The sequence below is a fragment of the Morganella morganii genome (genome assembly GCF_041099235.1).
In the GTDB taxonomy this organism is placed as follows: domain Bacteria; phylum Pseudomonadota; class Gammaproteobacteria; order Enterobacterales; family Enterobacteriaceae; genus Morganella; species Morganella morganii_E.
In genome coordinates, this window is sequence record NZ_JBFZSO010000003.1 from 1 (window position 1) to 21,495 (window position 21,495).

21 protein-coding genes and 1 pseudogene are annotated in these 21,495 nt (G+C 50.1%); 13 read left to right on the forward strand and 9 right to left on the reverse strand.

What is annotated here, in order from left to right; genetic code table 11:
* On the forward strand, positions 1-414 hold a 414-nt coding region (locus AB7038_RS06040; protein ID WP_369452946.1), incomplete at its 5' end, for an integrase core domain-containing protein.
* A gap of 183 nt (positions 415-597) precedes the next feature.
* On the opposite strand, the gene AB7038_RS06045 is transcribed toward AB7038_RS06040, so the two are convergent.
* On the reverse strand, positions 598-1,371 hold the full coding sequence (locus AB7038_RS06045) for an IclR family transcriptional regulator (protein ID WP_369452947.1): 774 nt from the start codon (positions 1,369-1,371) through the stop codon (positions 598-600).
* Positions 1,372-1,701: 330 nt separating this feature from the next.
* On the opposite strand from AB7038_RS06045, the gene AB7038_RS06050 reads away from it, so the two are divergent.
* Genes AB7038_RS06050 through AB7038_RS06060 form a run of 3 tightly spaced genes read left to right on the forward strand, consistent with a single transcriptional unit; the run spans position 1,702 to position 5,575 of the window.
* Positions 1,702-2,595: a dihydrodipicolinate synthase family protein gene (locus tag AB7038_RS06050; RefSeq protein WP_186724556.1), complete on the forward strand. Its 894-nt coding sequence runs from the start codon at positions 1,702-1,704 to the stop codon at positions 2,593-2,595.
* A gap of 49 nt (positions 2,596-2,644) precedes the next feature.
* On the forward strand, positions 2,645-3,931 hold the full coding sequence (locus AB7038_RS06055) for an MFS transporter (protein ID WP_032098426.1): 1,287 nt from the start codon (positions 2,645-2,647) through the stop codon (positions 3,929-3,931).
* A gap of 48 nt (positions 3,932-3,979) precedes the next feature.
* Positions 3,980-5,575 (forward strand): UxaA family hydrolase, encoded by a 1,596-nt coding sequence (locus tag AB7038_RS06060; protein ID WP_369452948.1) that lies wholly within the window; start codon positions 3,980-3,982, stop codon positions 5,573-5,575.
* A 52-nt stretch (positions 5,576-5,627) separates the two neighbouring features.
* Here AB7038_RS06060 and AB7038_RS06065 read toward each other — a convergent pair whose 3' ends face one another.
* The 6 genes and pseudogenes from AB7038_RS06065 to nadK all read right to left on the reverse strand — a co-directional run bounded on the left by AB7038_RS06065 (position 5,628) and on the right by nadK (position 12,137).
* A complete protein-coding gene (locus AB7038_RS06065) occupies positions 5,628-6,149 on the reverse strand; it encodes a DNA translocase FtsK (RefSeq protein WP_369453107.1) in 522 nt (173 codons plus the stop codon).
* A 21-nt stretch (positions 6,150-6,170) separates the two neighbouring features.
* Positions 6,171-7,022, reverse strand: a pseudogene (locus AB7038_RS06070) (DNA translocase FtsK); the annotation flags it as partial.
* A 229-nt stretch (positions 7,023-7,251) separates the two neighbouring features.
* Positions 7,252-8,523: an MFS transporter gene (locus AB7038_RS06075; protein ID WP_369452949.1), complete on the reverse strand. Its 1,272-nt coding sequence runs from the start codon at positions 8,521-8,523 to the stop codon at positions 7,252-7,254.
* A gap of 455 nt (positions 8,524-8,978) precedes the next feature.
* A complete protein-coding gene (gene bamE / locus AB7038_RS06080) occupies positions 8,979-9,365 on the reverse strand; it encodes an outer membrane protein assembly factor BamE (protein ID WP_004241898.1) in 387 nt (128 codons plus the stop codon).
* 122 nt (positions 9,366-9,487) lie between these two features.
* Positions 9,488-11,149: a DNA repair protein RecN gene (recN, locus tag AB7038_RS06085; RefSeq protein ID WP_369452950.1), complete on the reverse strand. Its 1,662-nt coding sequence runs from the start codon at positions 11,147-11,149 to the stop codon at positions 9,488-9,490.
* 88 nt (positions 11,150-11,237) lie between these two features.
* A complete protein-coding gene (nadK, locus tag AB7038_RS06090; protein ID WP_004237006.1) occupies positions 11,238-12,137 on the reverse strand; it encodes an NAD(+) kinase in 900 nt (299 codons plus the stop codon).
* 100 nt (positions 12,138-12,237) lie between these two features.
* On the opposite strand from nadK, the gene grpE reads away from it, so the two are divergent.
* Positions 12,238-12,816 (forward strand): nucleotide exchange factor GrpE, encoded by a 579-nt coding sequence (grpE, locus tag AB7038_RS06095; RefSeq protein WP_368888631.1) that lies wholly within the window; start codon positions 12,238-12,240, stop codon positions 12,814-12,816.
* A 56-nt stretch (positions 12,817-12,872) separates the two neighbouring features.
* Here grpE and ung read toward each other — a convergent pair whose 3' ends face one another.
* Complete coding sequence (ung, locus tag AB7038_RS06100; RefSeq protein WP_368888630.1) at positions 12,873-13,571, reverse strand: uracil-DNA glycosylase; 699 nt, start codon at positions 13,569-13,571, stop codon at positions 12,873-12,875.
* A gap of 345 nt (positions 13,572-13,916) precedes the next feature.
* On the opposite strand from ung, the gene grcA reads away from it, so the two are divergent.
* Together grcA and AB7038_RS06110 are read left to right on the forward strand one after the other, a co-directional pair.
* Complete coding sequence (gene grcA / locus AB7038_RS06105) at positions 13,917-14,300, forward strand: autonomous glycyl radical cofactor GrcA (RefSeq protein WP_004237002.1); 384 nt, start codon at positions 13,917-13,919, stop codon at positions 14,298-14,300.
* Between the two features lie 159 nt (positions 14,301-14,459).
* Positions 14,460-15,281 (forward strand): hypothetical protein, encoded by an 822-nt coding sequence (locus AB7038_RS06110; protein WP_369452951.1) that lies wholly within the window; start codon positions 14,460-14,462, stop codon positions 15,279-15,281.
* A gap of 58 nt (positions 15,282-15,339) precedes the next feature.
* Here the strand turns inward: AB7038_RS06110 and srmB are convergent, their stop codons facing one another.
* The gene (srmB, locus tag AB7038_RS06115; protein ID WP_369452952.1) at positions 15,340-16,686 is read right to left on the reverse strand and encodes an ATP-dependent RNA helicase SrmB; all 1,347 of its coding nucleotides are present in this window, start codon (positions 16,684-16,686) and stop codon (positions 15,340-15,342) included.
* Between the two features lie 150 nt (positions 16,687-16,836).
* Here srmB and AB7038_RS06120 point away from each other — a divergent pair, with 150 nt between their 5' ends.
* From AB7038_RS06120 to AB7038_RS06145, 6 genes are all read left to right on the forward strand, one after another.
* Entirely contained in the window at positions 16,837-17,580 is a 744-nt protein-coding gene (locus tag AB7038_RS06120) for a tRNA1(Val) (adenine(37)-N6)-methyltransferase (protein ID WP_369452953.1), read from the forward strand.
* 348 nt (positions 17,581-17,928) lie between these two features.
* Positions 17,929-18,507, forward strand: coding sequence for an RNA polymerase sigma factor RpoE (gene rpoE, locus AB7038_RS06125; protein WP_004236997.1), 579 nt, complete (start codon positions 17,929-17,931; stop codon positions 18,505-18,507).
* A 31-nt stretch (positions 18,508-18,538) separates the two neighbouring features.
* Positions 18,539-19,174, forward strand: coding sequence for an anti-sigma-E factor RseA (rseA, locus tag AB7038_RS06130; protein WP_368888626.1), 636 nt, complete (start codon positions 18,539-18,541; stop codon positions 19,172-19,174).
* A gap of 2 nt (positions 19,175-19,176) precedes the next feature.
* Positions 19,177-20,130, forward strand: coding sequence for a sigma-E factor regulatory protein RseB (rseB, locus tag AB7038_RS06135; RefSeq protein ID WP_049243279.1), 954 nt, complete (start codon positions 19,177-19,179; stop codon positions 20,128-20,130).
* A gap of 1 nt (position 20,131) precedes the next feature.
* Positions 20,132-20,599, forward strand: coding sequence for a SoxR-reducing system protein RseC (gene rseC, locus AB7038_RS06140; RefSeq protein ID WP_349418433.1), 468 nt, complete (start codon positions 20,132-20,134; stop codon positions 20,597-20,599).
* A 206-nt stretch (positions 20,600-20,805) separates the two neighbouring features.
* A complete protein-coding gene (locus AB7038_RS06145; RefSeq protein WP_368888625.1) occupies positions 20,806-21,489 on the forward strand; it encodes a class I SAM-dependent methyltransferase in 684 nt (227 codons plus the stop codon).
* Positions 21,490-21,495 lie beyond the last annotated feature (6 nt).

Consider the following 21,495-nt stretch of genomic DNA (forward strand, 5'->3'; position numbering starts at 1 on the left):
TTTAACCGTGAAGCCCTGGCGATAGAAATTGATCTGAATATCCCGGCCCAACGCGTTGTCCGGGTATTGGACAGAATAGTTGCAACACGCGGATACCCGGTGAAAATGCGGATGGATAATGGTCCGGAGCTTATATCACTGACACTGGCACACTGGGCGGAAGAGCATGGGGTAATACTGGAATTTATTAAACCGACTCAGAATGCCTTTATTGAACGTTTTAACCGGACATACCGGACTGAAATACTGGATTTTTATCTGTTCCGGACACTGAATGAAGTACGGGAAATCACAGAATGCTGGCTGAGGGAATATAACCGGGAGCGTCCACATGAATTCCTGAATAATCTGACACCGGAAGAATACCGGTTATTAGCTGAAAATAACGAAATCTCAAAAAGTGTGTGGAACTGAAACGGGTGTGCTTACATTATCTGCTGGTCTCCCGAAAGGGAGAAACCTATAGCAACACCGCGCTCATATACCCATTTATCTGAATTTTCAGAAATGAATCCGTTACCGCTTTCCGTCCTGACTGATGAATTACTTAATATTATTGACGATGAAAGCCGCTAAGCGGCTTTTTGATATTAATCTTTACTGATAAAACTCCACATCCTGCAATGTATTCAATTCCTGCTCAATACGTTCGCGGCTGCGGAGTAATACACTGATAATCTGGTTATTTTTTTCATCATTACTGCGGAATGTCGGGACGGAGACACTGATGGCGGCGATAATCTTATTGCGCTGACGTAATGAAACGGCATAGCAGCGGGTTTCTTCGTTTATTTCCCGGTTGTCAGTGGCGTAATGATTTAATTTGACCTCTTCCAGCTGCTGACGTAATTCCGCAATGGTGGTGATACTGTATTTTGTCAGCGGGGTAAAGCCGTCAGGATATAAGCGGAGAATATCGTCATCGCTGTAATGACATATCATCGCTTTACCTAATGCGGAATAAACCGCCGGTAAGCGGGTGCCGATATTGGAGACTAACTGAACTTTCTGGACAGACTGCACTTTATCGATATACAACACATCCGGGCCATCTAATATACCCATCTGGCACACTTCGTTGCACTCGTTGACAATATTATTCATCTCGCGGTGCACCATTTTCAGCCAGTACGATTTTTCAAAGAAAGAACGGGAAAGAATGGAGCAGGCGATACCCAGAAAATAAAGCTGGGTGTTTTCGTCATAATTAATATAACGGCGTTCTGCCAGAGTTTTCAGAATCGGGTAGAGCGTGCCTTTTAAGATACCGGTTTTTCCGGCCAGCTGCGTGAGGGAAATCCCGGTGTTTTCTGCCGCCAGAACACTGAGTACTTCTAACACCCGTATTGTCGGCATATGCTCCGTTGACATCAATTCACCTCCCTGACAGTTTATGCCGTTATTCTAGGTACAAAGCCCCGCTAAGTAAATCATGTCCGGATGTCCGTTTGTGACATTGCCTGCCGGTGTCACGGCAATCCGCTTTATTGTTCCCGTAATGTGCTGTTCCTCACAGATAAATAATAAATAACCGCAATCCGGATCGGGTTTTTCCGCAGATATAGTTTTCAACCGCAATTAAAACAGCCTGTTAGCCTGTTTTTTCAGCAAATGTACAAAATTTGACTCACTCTGATTTTCATGATTACTTACCGGTGTTTTTATTTATTAACGAGGTTTGTATATATGAACAATGTGGGTATGGAAAGCCGTTACATCACGCCGGCTGTAACAATTTTTGATGACAAAGGCCGGATTGATACCGAACAAAACCAGCAGGTGTATGACTCTCTGAAGGGGCATGTCTCCGGATTTGTCGTCATGGGCAGTACCGGCGAGTTTTTTTCACTGGATATGGAAAGCTCAAAAACACTGATCAGGTTATGCGGCAGTTATGACAAAGGGGGAATGAAAGTGTATGCCGGGACCAGCCGCCCGGATGTGAATGAGTCCGCCGCGCTGGCGAACTATGCTCATGAGCAGGGTGTGGACGGGGTCATGATTATCAGCCCGTACTATTTCCCGCTGGATGATGAGGGCGTTTACCGGTTTTACAGCGCGGTCGCGGAAAAAACGTCAGCCAATATTTTTATCTATAACTTCCCGGAGCGTACCGGTTACTCGGTGTCACCGGAGGTGTGTCTGCGTCTGGCGGATCGCTATCCGAATATTATCGGGCTGAAAGATACGATCCCCGATACATTACATACGTCGCAGATTATTCAGACGGTAAAAAAAGAGATCCCGCATTTTGAGGTTTATGCCGGTTATGACAATAACTTCGCCCATGTTGTGCTGGCGGGGGGAAATGGCTGTATCGGCGGGTTATCCAATATTGTGCCTGAGTTCTTCGCTTCCTGGATGGAGGCATTTGCACAGGGTGATATGGCTGCTGTAGCTGCACATCAGCGCAAAGTGGATCAGCTGATGGCCGTTTACGGCGTGCACTCACCGTTTATCCCGACCTTTAAAAAAGCATTACAGATGCGGGGCATTATTCAGTCAGACTACTGTACAGCGCCATTCAGCAGCCTGAATGCGGAGCAGACTGAACAGCTGATGCAGATACTGGCGGATGCTGAAACAGCACGCTGATTTTTCCTGATTATAACGACAGAACATCTTACCGACAGGGAATATTATCATGGCGACTATCACAGCTTATGACAATCCTGCTTTAAATTCCGCGATTCAGAAATCGTGGAAGCGTTTAGTACCCCTGATGTTTATTTTGTATTTTGTGGCATTTATTGATCGCGTGAATGTGGGCTTTGCGAAAGATGCCATGCAACTGGATATCGGACTATCCGATTCCGCCTTTGCACTGGGGGCGGGGATTTTCTTCGCCGCTTATGCACTGTTCGGGATCCCGGCAAACCTGATCCTCAATAAAATCGGCGCACAAAAGTGGCTGAGTATTACAACGGTTATCTGGGGTGTGTTATCCGCAATGACCGGGTTCGTGACCAACGAGACGCAATTTATTGTGCTGCGTTTCCTGCTGGGACTGGGCGAGGCGGGTTTTTATCCGGGAATTTTATTACTGGCCTCCATCTATTTCCCGAATAAAGTCCGCGGCTCGGTGATTGGTATTTTTGTTCTCGGTGTACCGCTGGCGCTGACACTCGGTTCGCCGTTATCCGGTGCACTGCTGGAATTACACGGCTGGATGGGGCGTCCGGGCTGGTTCTGGATGTTTGTGATTGAAGGTTTACCGGCGGTTGTTATCGGGATCTTCGCCTTTTTCTGGCTGGATGACAGCCCGGAGAAAGCCCGCTTCCTGACAGCGGAAGAGAAGAAAGCCCTGACAGAGCAACTGGCCAGTGAGAATGCGAAAACAGAAACCACGTCAGTGTTGTCCGCGCTGAAAAATATCAAGGTCTGGCATCTGGCACTTATCTACGGCACCATCCAGATCTCGGTCTACGGGCTGATGTTTTTCCTGCCGTCGCAGGTGGCTTCCCTGATGGGACAAAGTCTCGGGTTTAAAGCATCTCTGGTGGCAGCTATTCCGTGGGCATGCTCGGCGTTCGGTGTGTATTACATCCCGCGCCTGGCAGATAAAAATCCGTCCCGCCGTGTGGCTATTTCCGTGATGTGTATGCTGGCAGCGGCAGTTGGTCTGGCATTATCCGCCTTTGCCAGTCCGGTCTTTGCGATCGCCGCGCTGTGTCTCAGTGCCGTCGGTTTCCTGTCGGTACAGCCGGTGTTCTGGACATTCCCGCCGCAGTTACTGAGCGGTCCTGCGCTGGCTGCCGGCATCGGGTTCTGTACCACCATGGGGGCATTCTGTTCTTTCCTCGCACCGATCATCCGTGTGGAAATGGATAAACTGATGAACAGCAATACGGCGGGGATTATCACACTCGCGGTGATCACTGTCGGCTGTGCACTCCTGATTGCCTTACTGAAAAAGAACACACAAAAATAATCCTGATTCATTGTCGTCATTTTGGCGGCAATAACCGGAAGGTGAGTTATGCAAAAGATATTACGTATTGATGAAACTGATAATTTAATCGTGGCACTGAAGGACTTGTATGCCGGTGAGGTATATCAGTGGGGTGATGAATCAATCACTCTGGTTACGGATGTGAAAGCCAAACACAAGTTTGCCCTGGAAGATGTGCCGGAAGGCGGCATTGTCTCCATGTACGGAACTTCAGTGGGAAAAGCGACAAAGCCGATTGCCCGCGGGGAAGTGATTACCGTGGATAATATCCGCCATTATGCCGCCCCGGTATCACTGGAGGAGAGCGGAGATTATGAATGGCAGATCCCGGATGTATCAGCCTGGAAGGACCGGACATTTAAAGGTTATGTCCGTGATGATGGGCGGGTCGGTACGGCAAATTACTGGCTGATTTTCCCGCTGGTGTTCTGTGAAAACCGCAATGTCACCAAACTGACGGATGCGCTGAATGAGGCGCTGGGTTACACCAATAACAGCCTGAAAAGTTTCGCCCTGGATTTGACCGCCGGTGAACAGGTGCAGACCACAAAACCTAAGCTGTTTCCGCATATTGAGGGTGTGCGCTGTATTACGGTGACCAGCGGCTGCGGTGGTGCCACTTCTGACAGTAAAACCATGTGTGATGTACTGGCAGCGTATGCGGATCACCCGAATGTGATTGGCATTACTGTGTTCAGCCTGGGATGTGAAAAAGCGCAGCGCAAGATGTTCAAAGAGTCGCTGGCGGCACGTAATCCGGCGTTTGATAAACCGGCGCTCTATTTCCGGCAGCAGGAATGGAACAGCGAAGAAGAGATGATGCAGACGGCGCTGAAGCAAACCTATGAGTGCATGAAGGCGGTGAAACCTCAGAGCCGTACGGATGTGCCGCTGTCCTATCTTAAGCTTGGGGTGAAGTGCGGGGCGTCTGACGGGTTCTCGGGTATTTCCGGCAATCCGGCGATGGGGCTGGTATCTGACTGGCTGGTGACACTCGGCGGCGCTTCCGGTCTGGCTGAATTCCCGGAGCTGTGTGGTGCGGAAGGGGATATGGTAAAGCGCTGCATCCGTTTTGAGGATAAAAAGAAATTCCTCGATCTGATGGGACAGTATGAGAAAACCGCGAACTTCTTTAATACCACTATCGCGGATAACCCGAGTCCCGGAAATATTGCTGATGGATTAATTACCGATGCGATTAAATCAACCGGCGCGGCAAAAAAAGGCGGGAAATCGCCAATCAGTGCTGTGTGTGATTATGCGGAACCGATGCCGGACAGCGGACTGTCTCTGGTCTGCACACCGGGAAATGATGTGGATGCGGTGACCGGACTGGTGGCAGCCGGGTGTAACGTCGTTATTTTCTCCACGGGGCTGGGAACACCGACAGGAAACCCTATCGTACCGGTCGTCAAGATTTCCACCAACAGCGCCATCGCACAGCGTCTGTCAGACATGATTGACTACGACTGCGGGCCGGTGATAGACGGTGTACCATTACCGGAAATCAGCAAAGGGCTGTTTGAGCGCGTGATTGAAACGGCGGGCGGGGAATACAAGGTGAAAGCAGACCGTCTGGAGCAGTTCGATTTTCTGCTGTGGAAACGGTCACTGGATTTATAAAAACCCAGCTACATTGGTAAATCATAACCACCCGTGATGCGGGTGGTTATGATCAAAAAAGCCCCGGAACTAAAACCTCCCGCCTTCCGTCTGAAAATGGTTCGCTGATGATTCCCGACTCTTCCATTTCCTCAACGATTCTGGCTGCACGATTGTAACCAATGCGGAATTCCCGCTGAATGCCGGATATCGAAACCAGTTGTGTTTCTGTGACAAACTGAACAGCCCTGTCAAACAGGGGATCTAAATCACAGGTGTTCTGTACAACTGTTTTTCCGGTATTAAGATAGCTGACATCCCCCCATTTTTTGCAGTAATCAACGGCATTATGTATATCACTGTCGCTGATATACGCTCCCTGAATGCGCTGAGGCTCTGCGGAATCAGCGGTGATAAGTAACATATCACCATCTCCGGATAATATTTCAGCACCATGTTGCCCGATAATAAAATGAGAGTCCGCTTTGGAAGTCACTGTCATTGCAATGCGGGCAGGGATATGAAATTTAAGTTGCTGGTTTATTTTTGTCGGCAGCGGGCTGCGTGTTGTGAGCAATAAATGAATACCGGTCATTCCTCCCTGTTGCAGCAGAGGTAAAATTAAATCTTCAATATTGCTGTGATCATTAATCAGCTGAACAGCATTCTCGATACAGATAACAATCGCCGGTTTATGACTCAGACGGGGATGTTCCGCCATACAGTCTTCCGGTCGCCAAAATGGATCCGGAATCGGTCTTCCGAATGATTCTGCTATAGCAATTTTTTCATTATAACGCCGGAGATCAGGGGCATTTATTACGGAGAATTGTTTGCGTCGTATTTCTGCTTCTGTGGTCAGAAAATGAAGGGCTTCTGCTATTTCAGTGCTGTCAGACAGAACAGGTAAAAGTAAATGCGGCGTATCACGGTAAAGGCTGAGTTCAGGATGGTGGGCATCACACAGCACCAGCCGGACATTCGCAGGAGATGTCCTGTACAGCAGACTCAGTATCAGGGAGTGCATCAGCATGGATTTACCGGAGCCGGTTGTTCCGGCGATCAGCAGATGTGGTAATTGTGTTAAATCCAGACTGACTGGTTCGCCGGTTATATTTTCGCCCGCCATCATCGAAAGTTGCGGCAGTGATTTATCTTCTGTCCATTTAGTAAAACAGTGGCTGAAGGAGACGATTTTCCGGAATTCATTTTTTACAAGCAATCCTATGTACGGTGTTCCGGGGATAAAATCAATCATCCGGATTTCAGTTACATTCAGAGAGCGGCATAATTCAGGAATGAGGGCGGAAATTTGTGAACTGCGTATTCCGGCGGAAGGTGCCAGCCGAAAGAGTGTAAACATCGATCCTTCTGAATAATCCATCACTGCCGATTTAAGACGATATTTTAATAAGCAGGATGCGATTAGTGCTGCGGTCTTTTCTGCAACAGCCGGTGATTGTGTCACTGTTTATCCTTAATCAGAGAGAGTATTCACTTACAGTCATCGTTCCATCCTTTTTGGGGAAAGGCAAGACACTATATCTGAGAGAATAATTAAGATAAAAATGGCACTATCGTGTAATGATATATCGCTATATATCCGGAAGATATACAATAAAACGATATACGGAGATATAAAAAACGGGGAATATTCCCCGTTTTTTATTGCTGCGCGTTGTTATCAGATATCGTTATCAGACATAAAACTTCATCGATTTTTTGCCGAGGCAGAAACTGATAAACAGGCCGAGAGCACAGAGGAACAGAATATAGTAGGCGATAAACATCGGGTTAACGTGTTCGGCAATGACCGGTACAGTGAAGGTGGTCAGCCCGGCGAACAGAGCGTTACCGATGTTATAGGAGAACCCGATACCGCTTAAGCGGATATTGGCCGGGAACAGTTTGATGATAATAATCGGTACACAGGCAACCAGACCCAGGAACAGGGCGGCCAGGGAATATAAGAAGCCGATAGTGGTGTGGTCACCGCTGCCGAGGGAATTAAAGAAGGCGTAACTGGCGGCGGCGAGCAGGATGCTGTATATCACAACGGTTTTGCGGATGCCGAGTTTGTCGGACACAATCCCCGCGATAATACTGCCGGCCATGTTCATGACGGTGGCGAGGATAGCAATTTTACTGACAAATTCCGGGTCGATTTTAAAGATATCGGATTTCATCAGGTTTGGGGCCAGGACAACCAGAACCACACCGGTGGTCAGCAGCCAGGTGGCAAGAATAGAGATCATAGTGGCCGGTTTGTAGCTCTTTAATACTTCTTTGATCGGCATATCAATCAGTTCTTTGCGTTTTTTCATTTCCAGGAATACCGGTGTTTCACGCAGATAGCGGCGTAAATATACGGCAATCAGGCCTAAAACTCCGCCGCAGATAAACGGATAACGCCATGCGAAACTTAAGATCTGGTCATTGCTGAAGTTGGTGTAAATAAGGTAAGCCGCGAAATGGCCGATAACCACGCCGAATGTCAGGCCACTGGCAATCATACTGTTCGCCAGGCCGATGCGGTTCTGCGGGACATGCTCGGTGACAAAGACGTGTGCGCTCGGCACTTCTCCGCCTAATGCGATACCCTGCAACAGACGCATAATCAGCAGTAAGACCGGTGCGGCATAGCCAATCTGCTCATAGGTTGGCAGCAGGCCGATCAGCAGGGTCGGGATCGCCATCAGGAACAGGGAGAGCATAAACATTTTCTTGCGGCCAATCAGGTCGCCGAAATGTGCCATGATCACGCCGCTGAGCGGGCGGACAAAATAAGCGACCGCGTAGGTCAGATAGGTCATGATGCTCGAAAGCAGCGGTGAGTCACTCGGGAAGAAGAGTGTCTGCAAAAAGGGTGCGAAGGTGAGGAATACGATAAAGTCGTAAAATTCCAGCGCACCACCCAAAGACGCAAGAGTCAGCGTTTTTCCGTCCTGTAGCTTTAAGCGATTAGACATGCCATTAACCTTACTTATTAAACATGCGTGAAAATGAAATAATCGTGAATACTAGCACGATACTATCGGTCAGTGAGATATTTCTGAAAAGTTAATTATACTAATGATTTATATCCATTTTTATCGTGTGGTTACCCTGAGAAGTAATATATCTCCGGCTAATTTACGGAAATATAAGCAAAGTAATGTTTGAGTATCCTGATTACTATCAGGACGGAACAGAGAAAATACCGGAGAGTGATAAATCATAGTGATGAATAATTATTCGTTATAAATGTGGTGAATGGTTTGTGTGCAGCAGGCAGGATGTGGCAATAAATCGGTGACACCAATCAGTAACGCCACGCCGGTAACAGCAAACCGAAACAAATAAATGAACAAAACCCGCTGATCCGTAATATATCAGCGGGTTTTTTGTTGCTAACCACACGTTGTTTCAGCGTGACAGCCGGAGATCAGTCAGTGACAGTCTCGCTGGCGATTTCACTTGCTGTTTCGTCACCACCGTCCGGTTTGTAATTGGTGTTCGTGATTTGGCTCAGTGTACCGGCTGAGTCAAAGACCAGTGTCAGCGTTTCCTGTTTCACCGGCTCATGGCCCGGTTCACGGCGGAAGACATAGTACCAGGTCTGTGTTCCGAACGGGTCACGTAACATCGGAGTACCGAGTGTATAGGCGACTTGCTGTTGGGTCATTCCTTTCTGGATCTTCGCCACGTCTGCCGGTGTCAGGTAGTTACCCTGGTTGATATCCGGGCGGTAAACGACACGCTCCAGAGTGGAACAACCGGCAGTTAACAGCAACAAAGATGTCGTTGCGGCAATCAGCAATTTACAACGCATGGTGATTTCATTCCTTTAGGATTCTTTGTGACGATGATAATCGACAATAATCAAATTGAAAACCTTTACATTTTTCTATGACCGCAGGATCGCATAAAAGTTAGATGAAATCAGCTTGTTTGTCATGCTGCCAGCAATTCTTTTGCGCTGGCAAGGGTATTTTTGGTGACGGCGGCACCGGCTAGTAACCGGGCCAGTTCCTGTACCCGTGCTTTTTTATCCAGCAACTGCATAGCGGTTTCGGTTTCAGTGCCGTTGGTGTGCTTGCTGACAAAGTAGTGCTGATGTCCGCAACCCGCAACCTGCGGCAGGTGAGTCACACACATGACCTGCGTGGATTCGCCCAGCTCACGCAGCAGTTTTCCGACGATAGCCGCTGTCGGGCCGCTGATCCCCACATCCACTTCGTCGAAAATCAGTGCCGGAGTATCCATTTTCTTCGCGGTGATCACCTGAATTGCCAGCGCAATACGGGATAACTCCCCGCCGGATGCCACTTTCGCCAGTGCCTGATGAGGCTGTCCCGGGTTGGTGGTGACATTAAATTCAACTCTGCTTGCGCCATCCATATTCAGTTGTTCCGGAGTAAAAATTACATCAGCGGTAAAGCGGCCGTGCGGCATCGATAAATGGTGCATACTCTGTGTGATCAGCTCACTCAGTTCAGCGGCGTAGTGCTCTCTGACCATATGTAACTGCTGTGCAATCGTCAGCGCCTGCTGATAATACTGTTCCGCTTCACGGCTCAGTTCTTCGCTGTGCTGTTCACTTTCCTGCTGCATCTGCTGCTCTTCCTGTAACTGTGCATACAGAACATATAATTCTTCCGGCGTGGTGTGGTGTTTACGGCTCAGGCTGATGTAACGGGAGATTCGTTGCTCGAGTTCATACAGCCGGTTCGGATCGAGATCCACCCGGTTACTGTAGTGACGCAGTTCATTGCTGACTTCATCCACCTGAATGGCGGCTTCTTCCAGCATGTTCAGTAACGGGGACAGGCTTTCATCCAGGGAGATCAGTTCGCTGAGTTCATGACGGGCATGATTGAGCATACTGATGATGTTGTTTTCATCATTTTCACTGAGAATATTTAACGTGCCCTGACTCAGGCTAAGAAACTGACCGGCATTCGCCAGGAGTTTATATTCTGCATCAATATCCGGAAATTCCCCTTCACGGGGTTCAAATTCACCGAGTTCTTTCAGGTGATAATCAACCAGCTGCTGACGGGCTTCACGTTCCAGTGCCTGTTGCTGATAGAGCGCCAGTGCCTGACAGGCGTTGTGCCATTGCTGCCATGCTTTTTTCATTTCACCGAGCAGTAAGCCCTGGTTGGCATAGGTATCCAGCAGGATTTTCTGATGGCTGCTTTCCAGCAGATGCTGATGGGCATGCTGCCCGTGGATTTGGATCAGCAGTGTGCCCAGTTCACGCAGTTGTGACAGTGGTACGGCTGTGCCGTTGATAAAACCACGGGAACGTCCGTCGCTGTTGATAGTGCGGCGCAGCAGGCATTCCTGGTTATCATCCAGCTGATGTTCCTCCAGCCAGAGACGGGCGGCAGGGGTATCTTTCAGGGAGAAGCGGGCGCAGATATCAGCGCGGTTAGCGCCGGGGCGCACCATATTGGCATCCGCGCGGTTGCCGAGGCACAATCCAAGTGCATCAATCGCAATGGATTTACCGGCACCGGTTTCGCCGGTAATAGCTGACATACCGGCGCGGAAATCGATCTCTAACTCGCGGACAATAGCAAACTGACTGATGGTGAGCTGGGTTAACATGCCGCCTCTCCTGTGGATATACACATACCTGTTTTTTCATACAGTATAATCGGGATTTGTATCCGGTAAAGAGGCGGAATGAAAAAAATCAGAACATTTTTTTAGACCAGCCGAGTTTTGTGCTTAACGTATTGAAATAGTTATAATCAATCGGATGTATGAGATCGAGTGTTTTGCTGCTGCGTTTGATCCTGACCACGTCCCCTTCCTGTATCGGCAGCGCTATCTGACTGTCACAGCTGACTTCATAATCAATATTGGTCTGCGGGAATTTCAGGGTGATAGTACTGTGGCTGCTGATCACCAGCGGCCGTGAGGAGAGGGTGTGCGGGAACATCGGTACCAGGGCGATAGCGTCAAGATTGGGTGTCAGGATCGGCCCGCCTGCGGAAAGCGAATAGGCGGTGGAGCCGGTCGGGGTGGTGATGATCAGGCCGTCAGAACGCTGGGAAAAAGCAAAGCGCTCATCAATATAGACTTCAAAATCAATCATGTGTGCGACTTTCCCGGGGTGCAGTACCACTTCGTTGAGTGCGGTGCTGCGGCGCAGTTTGCCGTTGGGGCTGAGTACCCCGGCATCCAGCAGAAACCGTTTTTCGACGTGATATTCCCCGGTAAGCACGCGGTCAAGCTGCTGGAGTGCGTTATCCGGCGCGAGATCAGTCAGAAAACCGAGGTTTCCCCGGTTTACGCCGATCACATCCGCGCCATAGCGGGAGAGCACACGGGCGGCACCGAGCATATTGCCGTCCCCGCCGATCACGATCACCAGGTCGGCCTGCTGCCCGATATCCGGCAGCGTGCCGGTGACGGCATCAGTCAGCCGCATTTCAGCGGCAACATCACTTTCCACAATCACACGCAGACCTTTTTTCAGCAGCCAGTGATAGAGCAGTTCGTGTGTTGCCAGCGCTTCAGGATGGCGCGGATGGCCGACAATTCCGATACAGCGGAACGATTTGTTTTTTGCGGTATTGTCCGTCAGCATGTGCGTTTTAGCCTCACTTAATCGCCATTCCCTTGAATCTCTGAGTTTGATCCCCATAATAAACAAGAATCAGGATTATTGCGAAATACGCGGAGATTTTATGAGTAGTCACGAACAAAAAACGCACGAAGAACCTGTTGCAGATGCAGCGGAGACCCTGAACACGGCAGCAGAGCAGCCGGAAACGGAACAGGCGGATGCTGCCGCAGCGGCGCAGGCCCGTATCGCGGAGCTGGAGCATGAACTGGAAGAGTCCCGTAAAACAGAACGTGAAGCGATGCTGCGCGCCAAAGCGGAGATTGAAAACAACCGCCGCCGTATGGAACAGGATGTTGAAAAAGCCCATAAGTTTGCATTAGAACGTTTTTCTAATGAATTATTACCTGTGATTGATAACCTGGAGCGCGCACTGAGTGCGGTGAATCCGGAAGATGAAACACAGAAAAGTATGCTGGAAGGGCTGGAACTGACGCTGAAATCCTTCCTGGATGCCGTGAAAAAATTCGGTATTGAAGTTGTTGAAGAAACAAAAGTACCGTTCAATCCGGATGTGCACCAGGCCATCAGTATGGTGGATGCTGCTGATCATGAGTCCAATCATGTGGTGAACGTGATGCAGAAAGGCTACACCTTAAACGGCCGCCTGCTGCGTCCGGCGATGGTGATGGTCTCCAAATAAGGATCGTTTCACACGCAACGGAATGCCGCCGCAAGGGCGGCATTTTTGTTTCGGTATTATGCGCCGGGCTGAAGTTCTGCCGGGATCACCGGCTGCCAGTCGACAGGAGCCTGGTCGCGCTCTGTCAGTATCGCATTGGTTTTTGAGAAGTGGCCGCAGCCCAGGAAGCCACGGTGTGCTGACAGCGGTGACGGGTGCGGTGCTTTCAGTATCACATGCTTTTGCTGATCAATGTACTGGCCTTTCCGCTGGGCATGTGCGCCCCAGAGCAGGAAAATCACACCTTCACAATGGGCATTGACAGCCGCAATCACATTATCGGTAAAGGTTTCCCAGCCCAGTTTGGCGTGTGAGTGTGCCTGGCCGCGTTCAACCGTCAGCACAGTGTTAAGCAGTAACACCCCCTGTTGCGCCCAGCTGACGAGGCAGCCGTGATTTGGCCGCGTAAATCCCGGGATATCCGCTTCCAGTTCTTTATACATATTCACGAGCGACGGTGGCGGCTGAATGCCCGGCAGCACAGAGAAAGAGAGGCCGTGAGCCTGATTCGGTCCGTGGTACGGATCCTGTCCCAGAATCACTACCCGCACATCAGACAGCTCCGTATAACGGAATGCGTTGAAGACATCTTTCTGTGGCGGATAAATGGTCTTACCAATTTCTCGTTCGTGAGCGACAACACGGAGAGTTTCAATGAAATAGGGCTGGGTTTTCTCATGGCCGATGACATCATGCCAGGTCAGTGATGCAGACATCGTGTCGTTATCCTTCATTTATTACAAGAGTTGCATTCAGCTTACCTGACTTATCCGTTGTTAGGAAATAAGAAGGGATTTTTTTGCGGGCCCGGTTCTGATAACCACAACGGCAGGGCGAAAATGGCTGATTTTTTACAAAAAAACCTGAAAATGATAAAAATGAAATATTGATTTAAAACAGGCTTTTATCATGGCGGTTAAAAATTGATATGATTTTTATTGATATATATCAAAGAATCACCCCTGTATTCTTGGTATATAAGATGCAGAGACATTGGTTAGACCAATATTCCAAGTTAAATGACAATCAATAAATTGATAACGAATCACCCGGAGGTCATCATGGTTACTGGTATTCAAATTACTAAATCCGAAAATGCTGCACTGGTTAACTCTTTCTGGCTGCTGGATGACAGCAAAGACGAAGTTCGCTGCATCTGTGCAAAAGAACAATATGCAGACGGTGATGTTGTTTCCCGTGCCGCATTAGGTCCTTTCGAGTACCGCGAAGTGAATTTACAGGTTCAGCCTACCGTCCGTGTTGAGGGTGGTCAGCACCTGAACGTGAACGTTCTGCGTCGTGAAACTCTGGAAGATGCAGTTAACCATCCGGAAAAATATCCGCAGTTAACTATCCGTGTTTCCGGTTATGCAGTGCGTTTCAACTCACTGACTCCTGAACAGCAGCGCGACGTTATTGCCCGTACTTTTACTGCCAGCCTGTAATCGTTCCGGCAACAGTCCTTGTTCCGAAAACCACGCTCCGGCGTGGTTTTTTTATGTCTGGCGGATAAGGATGTCGGTAACTCACTGATAAAAAATGATATTGTTACGGTGTGATGAATAGCGTTAAGTGAAGCCTTCTGTATCCGGGGAGGTATACTTATGTTGATCGAACACTATTTTTCACAGTTACTGGCTTTCTCATCCACGCCGCATTGTCAGTCACTTTTGCAGCGGCAGCATTTAACCGCAGCGGATTTATTACTGCCGCCACCCGCCGGGATCCGGCAGGATGGTTTTCCCGATGATATTACCCTGGCCCGGTTGTGTTCTGACAGTTATCAGCCCGGCAGCGGTGATATCGATGGTGTCAGCCGTTCTGATGCACAGACGCTGGCCTCGCTTTCGCTTACGAAAGAGCAGTTAAGCAGCCCGTCCGGCCTGCAGAGTATGATTTATCATTACCGCGATACCGGTATTCTGGCGTTTGCGGGCAGTAATGATATGTCAGATATGATAACCAATATCCGCCAGGGGCGCGGATTACCGGCCCGGCAGTATCAGGAGGCGGTGTCGCTGGCAGCACATCTGTTGTCGCAATCCGTTTGCCCGTGGTTGTTTGTCGGGCATTCTCTCGGCGGCGGACTGGCCTCATTTTGTGCGGTGGTACTTCAGCAGCCGGCGGTGATATTCAATGCGGCGGGGCTGGCAGAAAACACACTGGCGGAAGAGGGCGTTTCTCTGGTGACGGCGCGCGCGCGCGGGGCAGAACTTATCCGTCATTATGTGCTGGAGCATGACTGGCTCACGCATATCCAGGACGGGCTGGATCTTCCGAAAGCACTGGGGCAGCGGATAGCGCTGAATTATTATCCGCCGCAGCATGCGCATTCCGTTTTGCAGAAACTGGTTCTCGGCGTGAAGGCACATACCCTGTCGCAGGTGGTTACCGCGATGGAACAGATGGATGAAACCCGAGAGTAAGCATAAAAAAACGGACTGTGACAGTCCGTTTTCTTTTATCAGAGAGAAGGATTTCCGTTTATTCCTGTGGCTCAGCGGCCGCAGGAGTTTGTCCCGTGTGATCTGCGCCTGGTTTGCGTCGTTTTCCGATATTTTTACTGACGCGGTGACGGATTTTGGTTTTTTTCTTCTTCTCAGTTTCAGCGGCCTTCTGCTCCTTGCGCTTGGCGAGCACTTTTTTCGACGGCTTGTGCGTCGCTTTCTCCGATGGTGCACGGGTTTTCGGCCGTAACTCATCAATCACGCGCATTTTAACCGGCTCTTCAATATAACGGATGATTTTGCCGAGCAGCGGCTGGTCGTGGGATTCCACCAGTGAAATAGCCACCCCTTTACGTCCGGCACGGGCGGTGCGCCCGATACGGTGCAGATAGACATCCGCAGTGCGCGGCAGGTCAAAGTTAAAGACGTGGCTGATATCTTCGATGTCGATCCCGCGGGAGGCCACATCGGTAGCGATAAGCACAGTGGCACGGCCGTCAGTCATACGGCTGATGGCTTCGTTGCGTTTCGCCTGAACCATCTCACCCTCAAGATAGCAGGAGACAATATCCTGTGTGCGCAGCCAGTCAGACAGTTCACGCACGCGCTCACGTTTGCGGACAAACACCACCGTTTTGGTGACATCCGGTTGTTTCAGCAAATGTGCGAGCAGGGCTTTCTTGTGATCCAGGTCATCGGCACGCAGGTAGAATTGCTGGATTTTTTTGCGTTCACGGCGTGACGGGTCAGCTTCGATCTCAACCGGCTCCTTCAGGATCCGTTTGGCGAAATCACGGATAGCCTGGCCTTCGAGGGTGGCGGAGAACAGCATGGTCTGTGTGCGCCAGCGGGTTTCACCGGCGATGGTTTCGATATCGTTGGCAAAGCCCATGTCCAGCATGCGGTCGGCTTCGTCGAGGATCAGGATCTCAACCGCGCGGCAGTCAAAGTTCTCTTCTTTTATATACTGCAGCAGACGCCCGGTGGTCGCGACAACAATATCCTGGTTCTCACTGAACACTTCGGCGTGGTTCATATAAGCCACGCCGCCGGTGATGGTGGCAACATCGTGATGGGTGAACTGGCAGAATTCTCTGGCCTGATCCGCCACCTGCATAGCCAGTTCACGGGTCGGGGTCAGGATAAGCACGCGCGGCGGCCCGGATTTTTTACGCGGGAAGTCAGACAGGTGCTGAATGGCCGGCAGCAGATAAGCGGCGGTTTTGCCGGTGCCGGTCGGGGCTGAACCCAGAATATCACGATTATCCAGCGCAGCCGGAATAGTGGCTTCCTGGATGGCGGTCGGGCGCTCATAGCCCTTGGCATCCAGTGCGCGGATCAGTTCATCGTTCAGTTCAAGTTCAGAAAAAGTAGTTGCAGTCATTATATACCTCTGTTTGGACCGCTGATTATAAACGGCTTGGACAGGATCTTCATCAAAAATAGTTGTCAGCGTGCGGGACTTTCTTCTGCGGGCAGAAGTCCGTATCCTGTCGCCGGGTTTTCTTTATTTTAACAGACAAACAGTTCCGTGATGATGACAAACGAAAAACAACCACCGCGCCGCCGTGGTTTTGCCTGCAAACAATTTTTTGTGGCCCACGATCGCAGTGCCATGAAAGTCGGTACTGACGGGGTGCTGCTCGGCGGCTGGGCACCGTGCGAAAATGCCCGCCGTATTCTGGATATCGGTACCGGCAGCGGTCTGGTGGCGCTGATGCTGGCGCAGCGCTCATTGCCGGAGACACGGATTGATGCGGTGGATATTGATGCCGATGCCGCAGCGCAGGCCGCAGAAAATTTCCTCGCGTCACCGTGGGGAGAGCGGCTGCAGGTGTTTCATCAGGATATCGGTGAGTTTATCGGTGCCTGTCCGCAATCCCGTTATGATCTTATCGTCAGTAATCCGCCGTATTTCGCCCCGGCGGTCGCCTGCCGTGACAGTGCGCGGGAAACCGCCCGCTATACCACATCACTGGAACACCCGCAGCTGCTGCGGCATGCGGCACAGCTTATCACACCGGACGGTCTGTTCTGTGTGGTGCTGCCGTACACCACCGGACAGGATTTTATCGCCGCCGCCGGTGAGCAGAACTGGTTTCTGCACACACAGATTGCGGTGTCAGATAAACCGGAGACCCCTTTTCACCGGACATTAATCGCTTTATCGCGCCGTCCGGTCAGTGCGCTGCACAAAACGATGAGTATTAAAACGGAAGAAGGCAGTTACAGCACTGATTTCAAATCATTTATCACCGGTTTTTATCTGAAATACTGAACTGCGTCATTGTGGCAGTTACGACGGTACTTTTTTCAGTCAAAAGCCGATTTTACAGGATATTTACACTGTCCTGCGGCAATTTTCCGTGATTATCAGAGGGATTACCGCTGAAAACGTGGTAATCTGTAACGTTAATCGCCGGAAAAACAAGCTGCGGACAAGTACGCAGGATTTATCCGGAAAATATGCAGTGAGGATCACAAAAAGGATCCTTTTTTGTAATTTTTTTAAAAGAAAAATGAACTTCGCTATTTTAGCTGACTCAAAGTATCGCTTGCTCATGATGAAGTGAAGCGAAACAGGAAAGAGAATGGTGAAGCTGAGCTTCGGGAGATAACACTGCGAATGAGCGAGCAGTTAACGGATCAAATGCTGGTTGATCGGGTACAGAAAGGGGATCAGAAAGCCTTTAATATGCTGGTGGTACGTTATCAGCACAAGGTGGCGAGCCTGGTATCCCGTTATGTTCCGCAGAGTGATGTTCCGGATGTGGCGCAGGAGTCCTTTATTAAGGCGTACCGCGCAGTCGGGTCATTTCGCGGTGACAGTGCATTTTATACCTGGCTGTACCGTATTGCGGTCAATACAGCAAAGAATTACCTGGTTGCTCAGGGGCGCCGCCCGCCGTCCAGTGATGTGGATGCCGGAGATGCTGAGAATTTTGAATCCTCAGGGGCGTTAAAAGAAATTTCGAACCCTGAGAACTTAATGTTGTCTGAAGAATTAAGAGCGGTGGTTTTCCGCACGATCGATTCCTTACCTGAGGATTTGAAAACGGCGATTACATTGCGTGAGCTCGATGGTCTGAGCTATGAAGAAATAGCTGAGATTATGGATTGCCCGGTCGGCACGGTTCGTTCCCGTATCTTCCGCGCACGCGAAGCCATCGATAATAAAGTTCAGCCACTGATACAAAATCAGTGAGCACTTAAATCACACTGAAGGGAACGTAGGCATGCAAAAAGAGACACTTTCCGCACTGATGGACGGAGAAACTCTTGACAGTGAAGTGGTTACCGCACTGACACAGGATGCAGATCTGCAGGCAGAATGGGCCGGTTATCACCTTATCCGTGATACCATGCGCGGCGACCTGCCGGATGTTATGCATTTTGATATTGCGTCACGGGTAGCTGAAGCACTGGCGCAGGAGCCGGTTTATATCGCACCTCAGGCGATCCCTGAGTCTCAGCCTGAACCGAAAACATGGCGTGATTACGGATTTGTGGCAAAACTGCGCCCGTGGGCCAGTCAGTTAACACAAATCGGTATGGCAGCCTGTGTGTCACTGGCCGTGATTATCGGTGTTCAGCACTATAATACTGACGGCACAGAGAGCGTGGTTAACGGTGATGCATCCGCATTTAATACCGTACCGTTTATGGGCAGTGCCTCACCGGTCAGTCTGGATCTGAAAAACGGCGCCGGCCTTGCCCCGCAGACCCGTTTTGATCAGGCGCGCGGTGCACGTCTGAATGCGATTTTCCAGCAGTATGAACTGGATCGCCGTGTACACACGGATGGTCAGCCTGAAGTTAAACAGACAGCCACCCCGGAACAGGGTCGCGCGTCTTCACAACCACAGCAGTAGTAATGAAACGAATCTGGTTATCCGTTGCTTTTCTGACGGGCAGCCTGTTACTCGCAGCACCGGCCTCAGCACAACAAAGTGCTGAGGCGTTGCTGCAGAATATGGGTAACGCTTCCCGTACACTCAGTTATGAACTCTCTTTTATCACCATCTCCCCGAAAGGTATCACGCCGGTCCGTTACCGCTATGCGGTTATGGATGGTCAGCCTGTCGCCCAGATTATGCAGATGGACAGCTCCCGCCGGGAAATTGTCCAGCGTGGTCAGGAAATCAGCTACTATGAGCCGGGGCTGGATTCATTCAGTCTGAGCGGTAATCACATTGTTGATTATCTGCCGTCGATTATTTTCGCTGACTTCAATGCGCTGAAAGCCTATTACAATTTTATTGATGTCGGGCGGATCCACATCGGTGATCATCCGGGCCGGGTGGTGCGCATCACCTCAAAAGATAACTCCCGCTACAATTATATTGTGGTTGCAGATGAAGAGACCGGTCTGCCGTTACAGGTGGACCTGCTGGATCAGAATAATGTTTCACTTGAGCAGTTCCGCGTGGTTTCTGCTTCCGTGAATAACAGTAGTGTGACAGAGGCACTGAAAGCGGTGCAGTCTGTTACCATGCCGCCGGTACTGGCGATTCCGCAGCCGGAAAAGATCAAATTTGACTGGGATGTGATGCGTCTTCCTAACGGGTTTAAAGAAATGACCCGTAACCGCCGTCAGGTGGGGGAACAGGAATGGGTGGAGACGGTCATGTTCAGCGATGGTCTGTTTTCTTTTTCTGTGAATGTCGCCAAAGCGGTGAAGACAGCAGAAAATCAACAGACAATGCGCCAGGGTTCACGTACGCTGTACACCATACGTAAAGGTGATAATGAGATCACCGTCTTCGGCGAACTGCCTCCGGCGACGGCCCGGCAGATAGCTGACGGTGTGACATTCAGCGGAGGTTAATATGGTCAAAGAGTGGGCAACCGTGGTGCGCTGGCAGGACGGGCGCGCGGTCCTGCGTTACGGGTCATCTGCCGGATGCGGCAGTTGCAAAGCCCGGGCGGCATGCGGCTCTTATCTGCTGAATAAACTGGGGCCGGAAGCAGAGCATCAGCTTGAGATTCCGGTCAGTGAACCGCTGGTGACCGGTCAGAAAGTGGAAGTCGGGATCCCTGAAGGCAGCTTATTACGTTCGGCAATGCTGGTATATCTCACGCCGCTGCTGGGTTTGTTTGCCGGAGCGGGAGTGGTGCAGGCAGTGGCGGAAAGCCAGTCTTTGGTTCTTGCCGGCGGTATTCTGGGTGGCGCAGCCGGGTTCCTGCTGGCGCGAAAAATTGCCCGTCACTGGAGCGGTTCTGAGGATTATGAGCCGGTGATACTGCAAATCGGCCTGCCGCCGTCAGAACTCAGTATTGATATGTGTGAGTCCTGATTGATTCTGTTTTCTTCTCTGTAAAAAATGCCGGTCATGATTTGACCGGCATTTTTTTTACCGTGAGAATGTCGGTGATTCCTATATTTTTCTTATGCTGCTCAGGTAGCATGGAGAACTTCCGTATAAGAAAATATCACTGATTAGTGAGGGCAGTAATGCTGGTACAGACAGTAAAGGATTACCGTTTTTCAGGCAGACAAAAAATGGTTCAGGGGACCAGTGCAGGGAGCTCCGCCTCTCCCCGCGGGTTGGTTTTTCAGTTAACTGACCTGATGACTCAGCTTTCTGTTAATGTGCTGGATATCGGTTTTGGTACCGGAACATTAGGCCGGATGATCAAAGCAAATCCGGATACATTTTACTGGTCGGTTGATGGTGTGGATGGATTTGAACCGAACTGCTATAACCAGACATTATTTAATGATGATATTTACCGGAATGTCTGGCACGGACTGGCACAGGATATCCCGCAGGCGTTATTTGCCAAATATGATGTGATTTGTCTGCTGGATGTGATCGAACATCTGGACAGAGATACCGCTATTGGGCTGGTCAGATATATTCTGACTAATATGAATGACAACGCCCGCTTCTTTATCAGCACACCATTATGGTTTTATCCTCAGGATACCTTGCAGGAGGGTGATCTGGAAAAACACCTGATCGGTGTGCCGGTATCCTCCATGATGGCCATGCTGCCGCAGATGTATTCGGTGAATAATCCCCTTATTGGCGGGTTTATTTACGGCAAAGCCAGCCTGGATTATGCAGATATGTTCAGCCCGGTAACAAATCCCGCATTTTCTGAGGCGCAGGGGCGGGCTATCGCCCGTGCGATCAATTTTGACTGCACGCCGGGAAAAATCACCCGTCTGCAATATGAGTAAAAAATA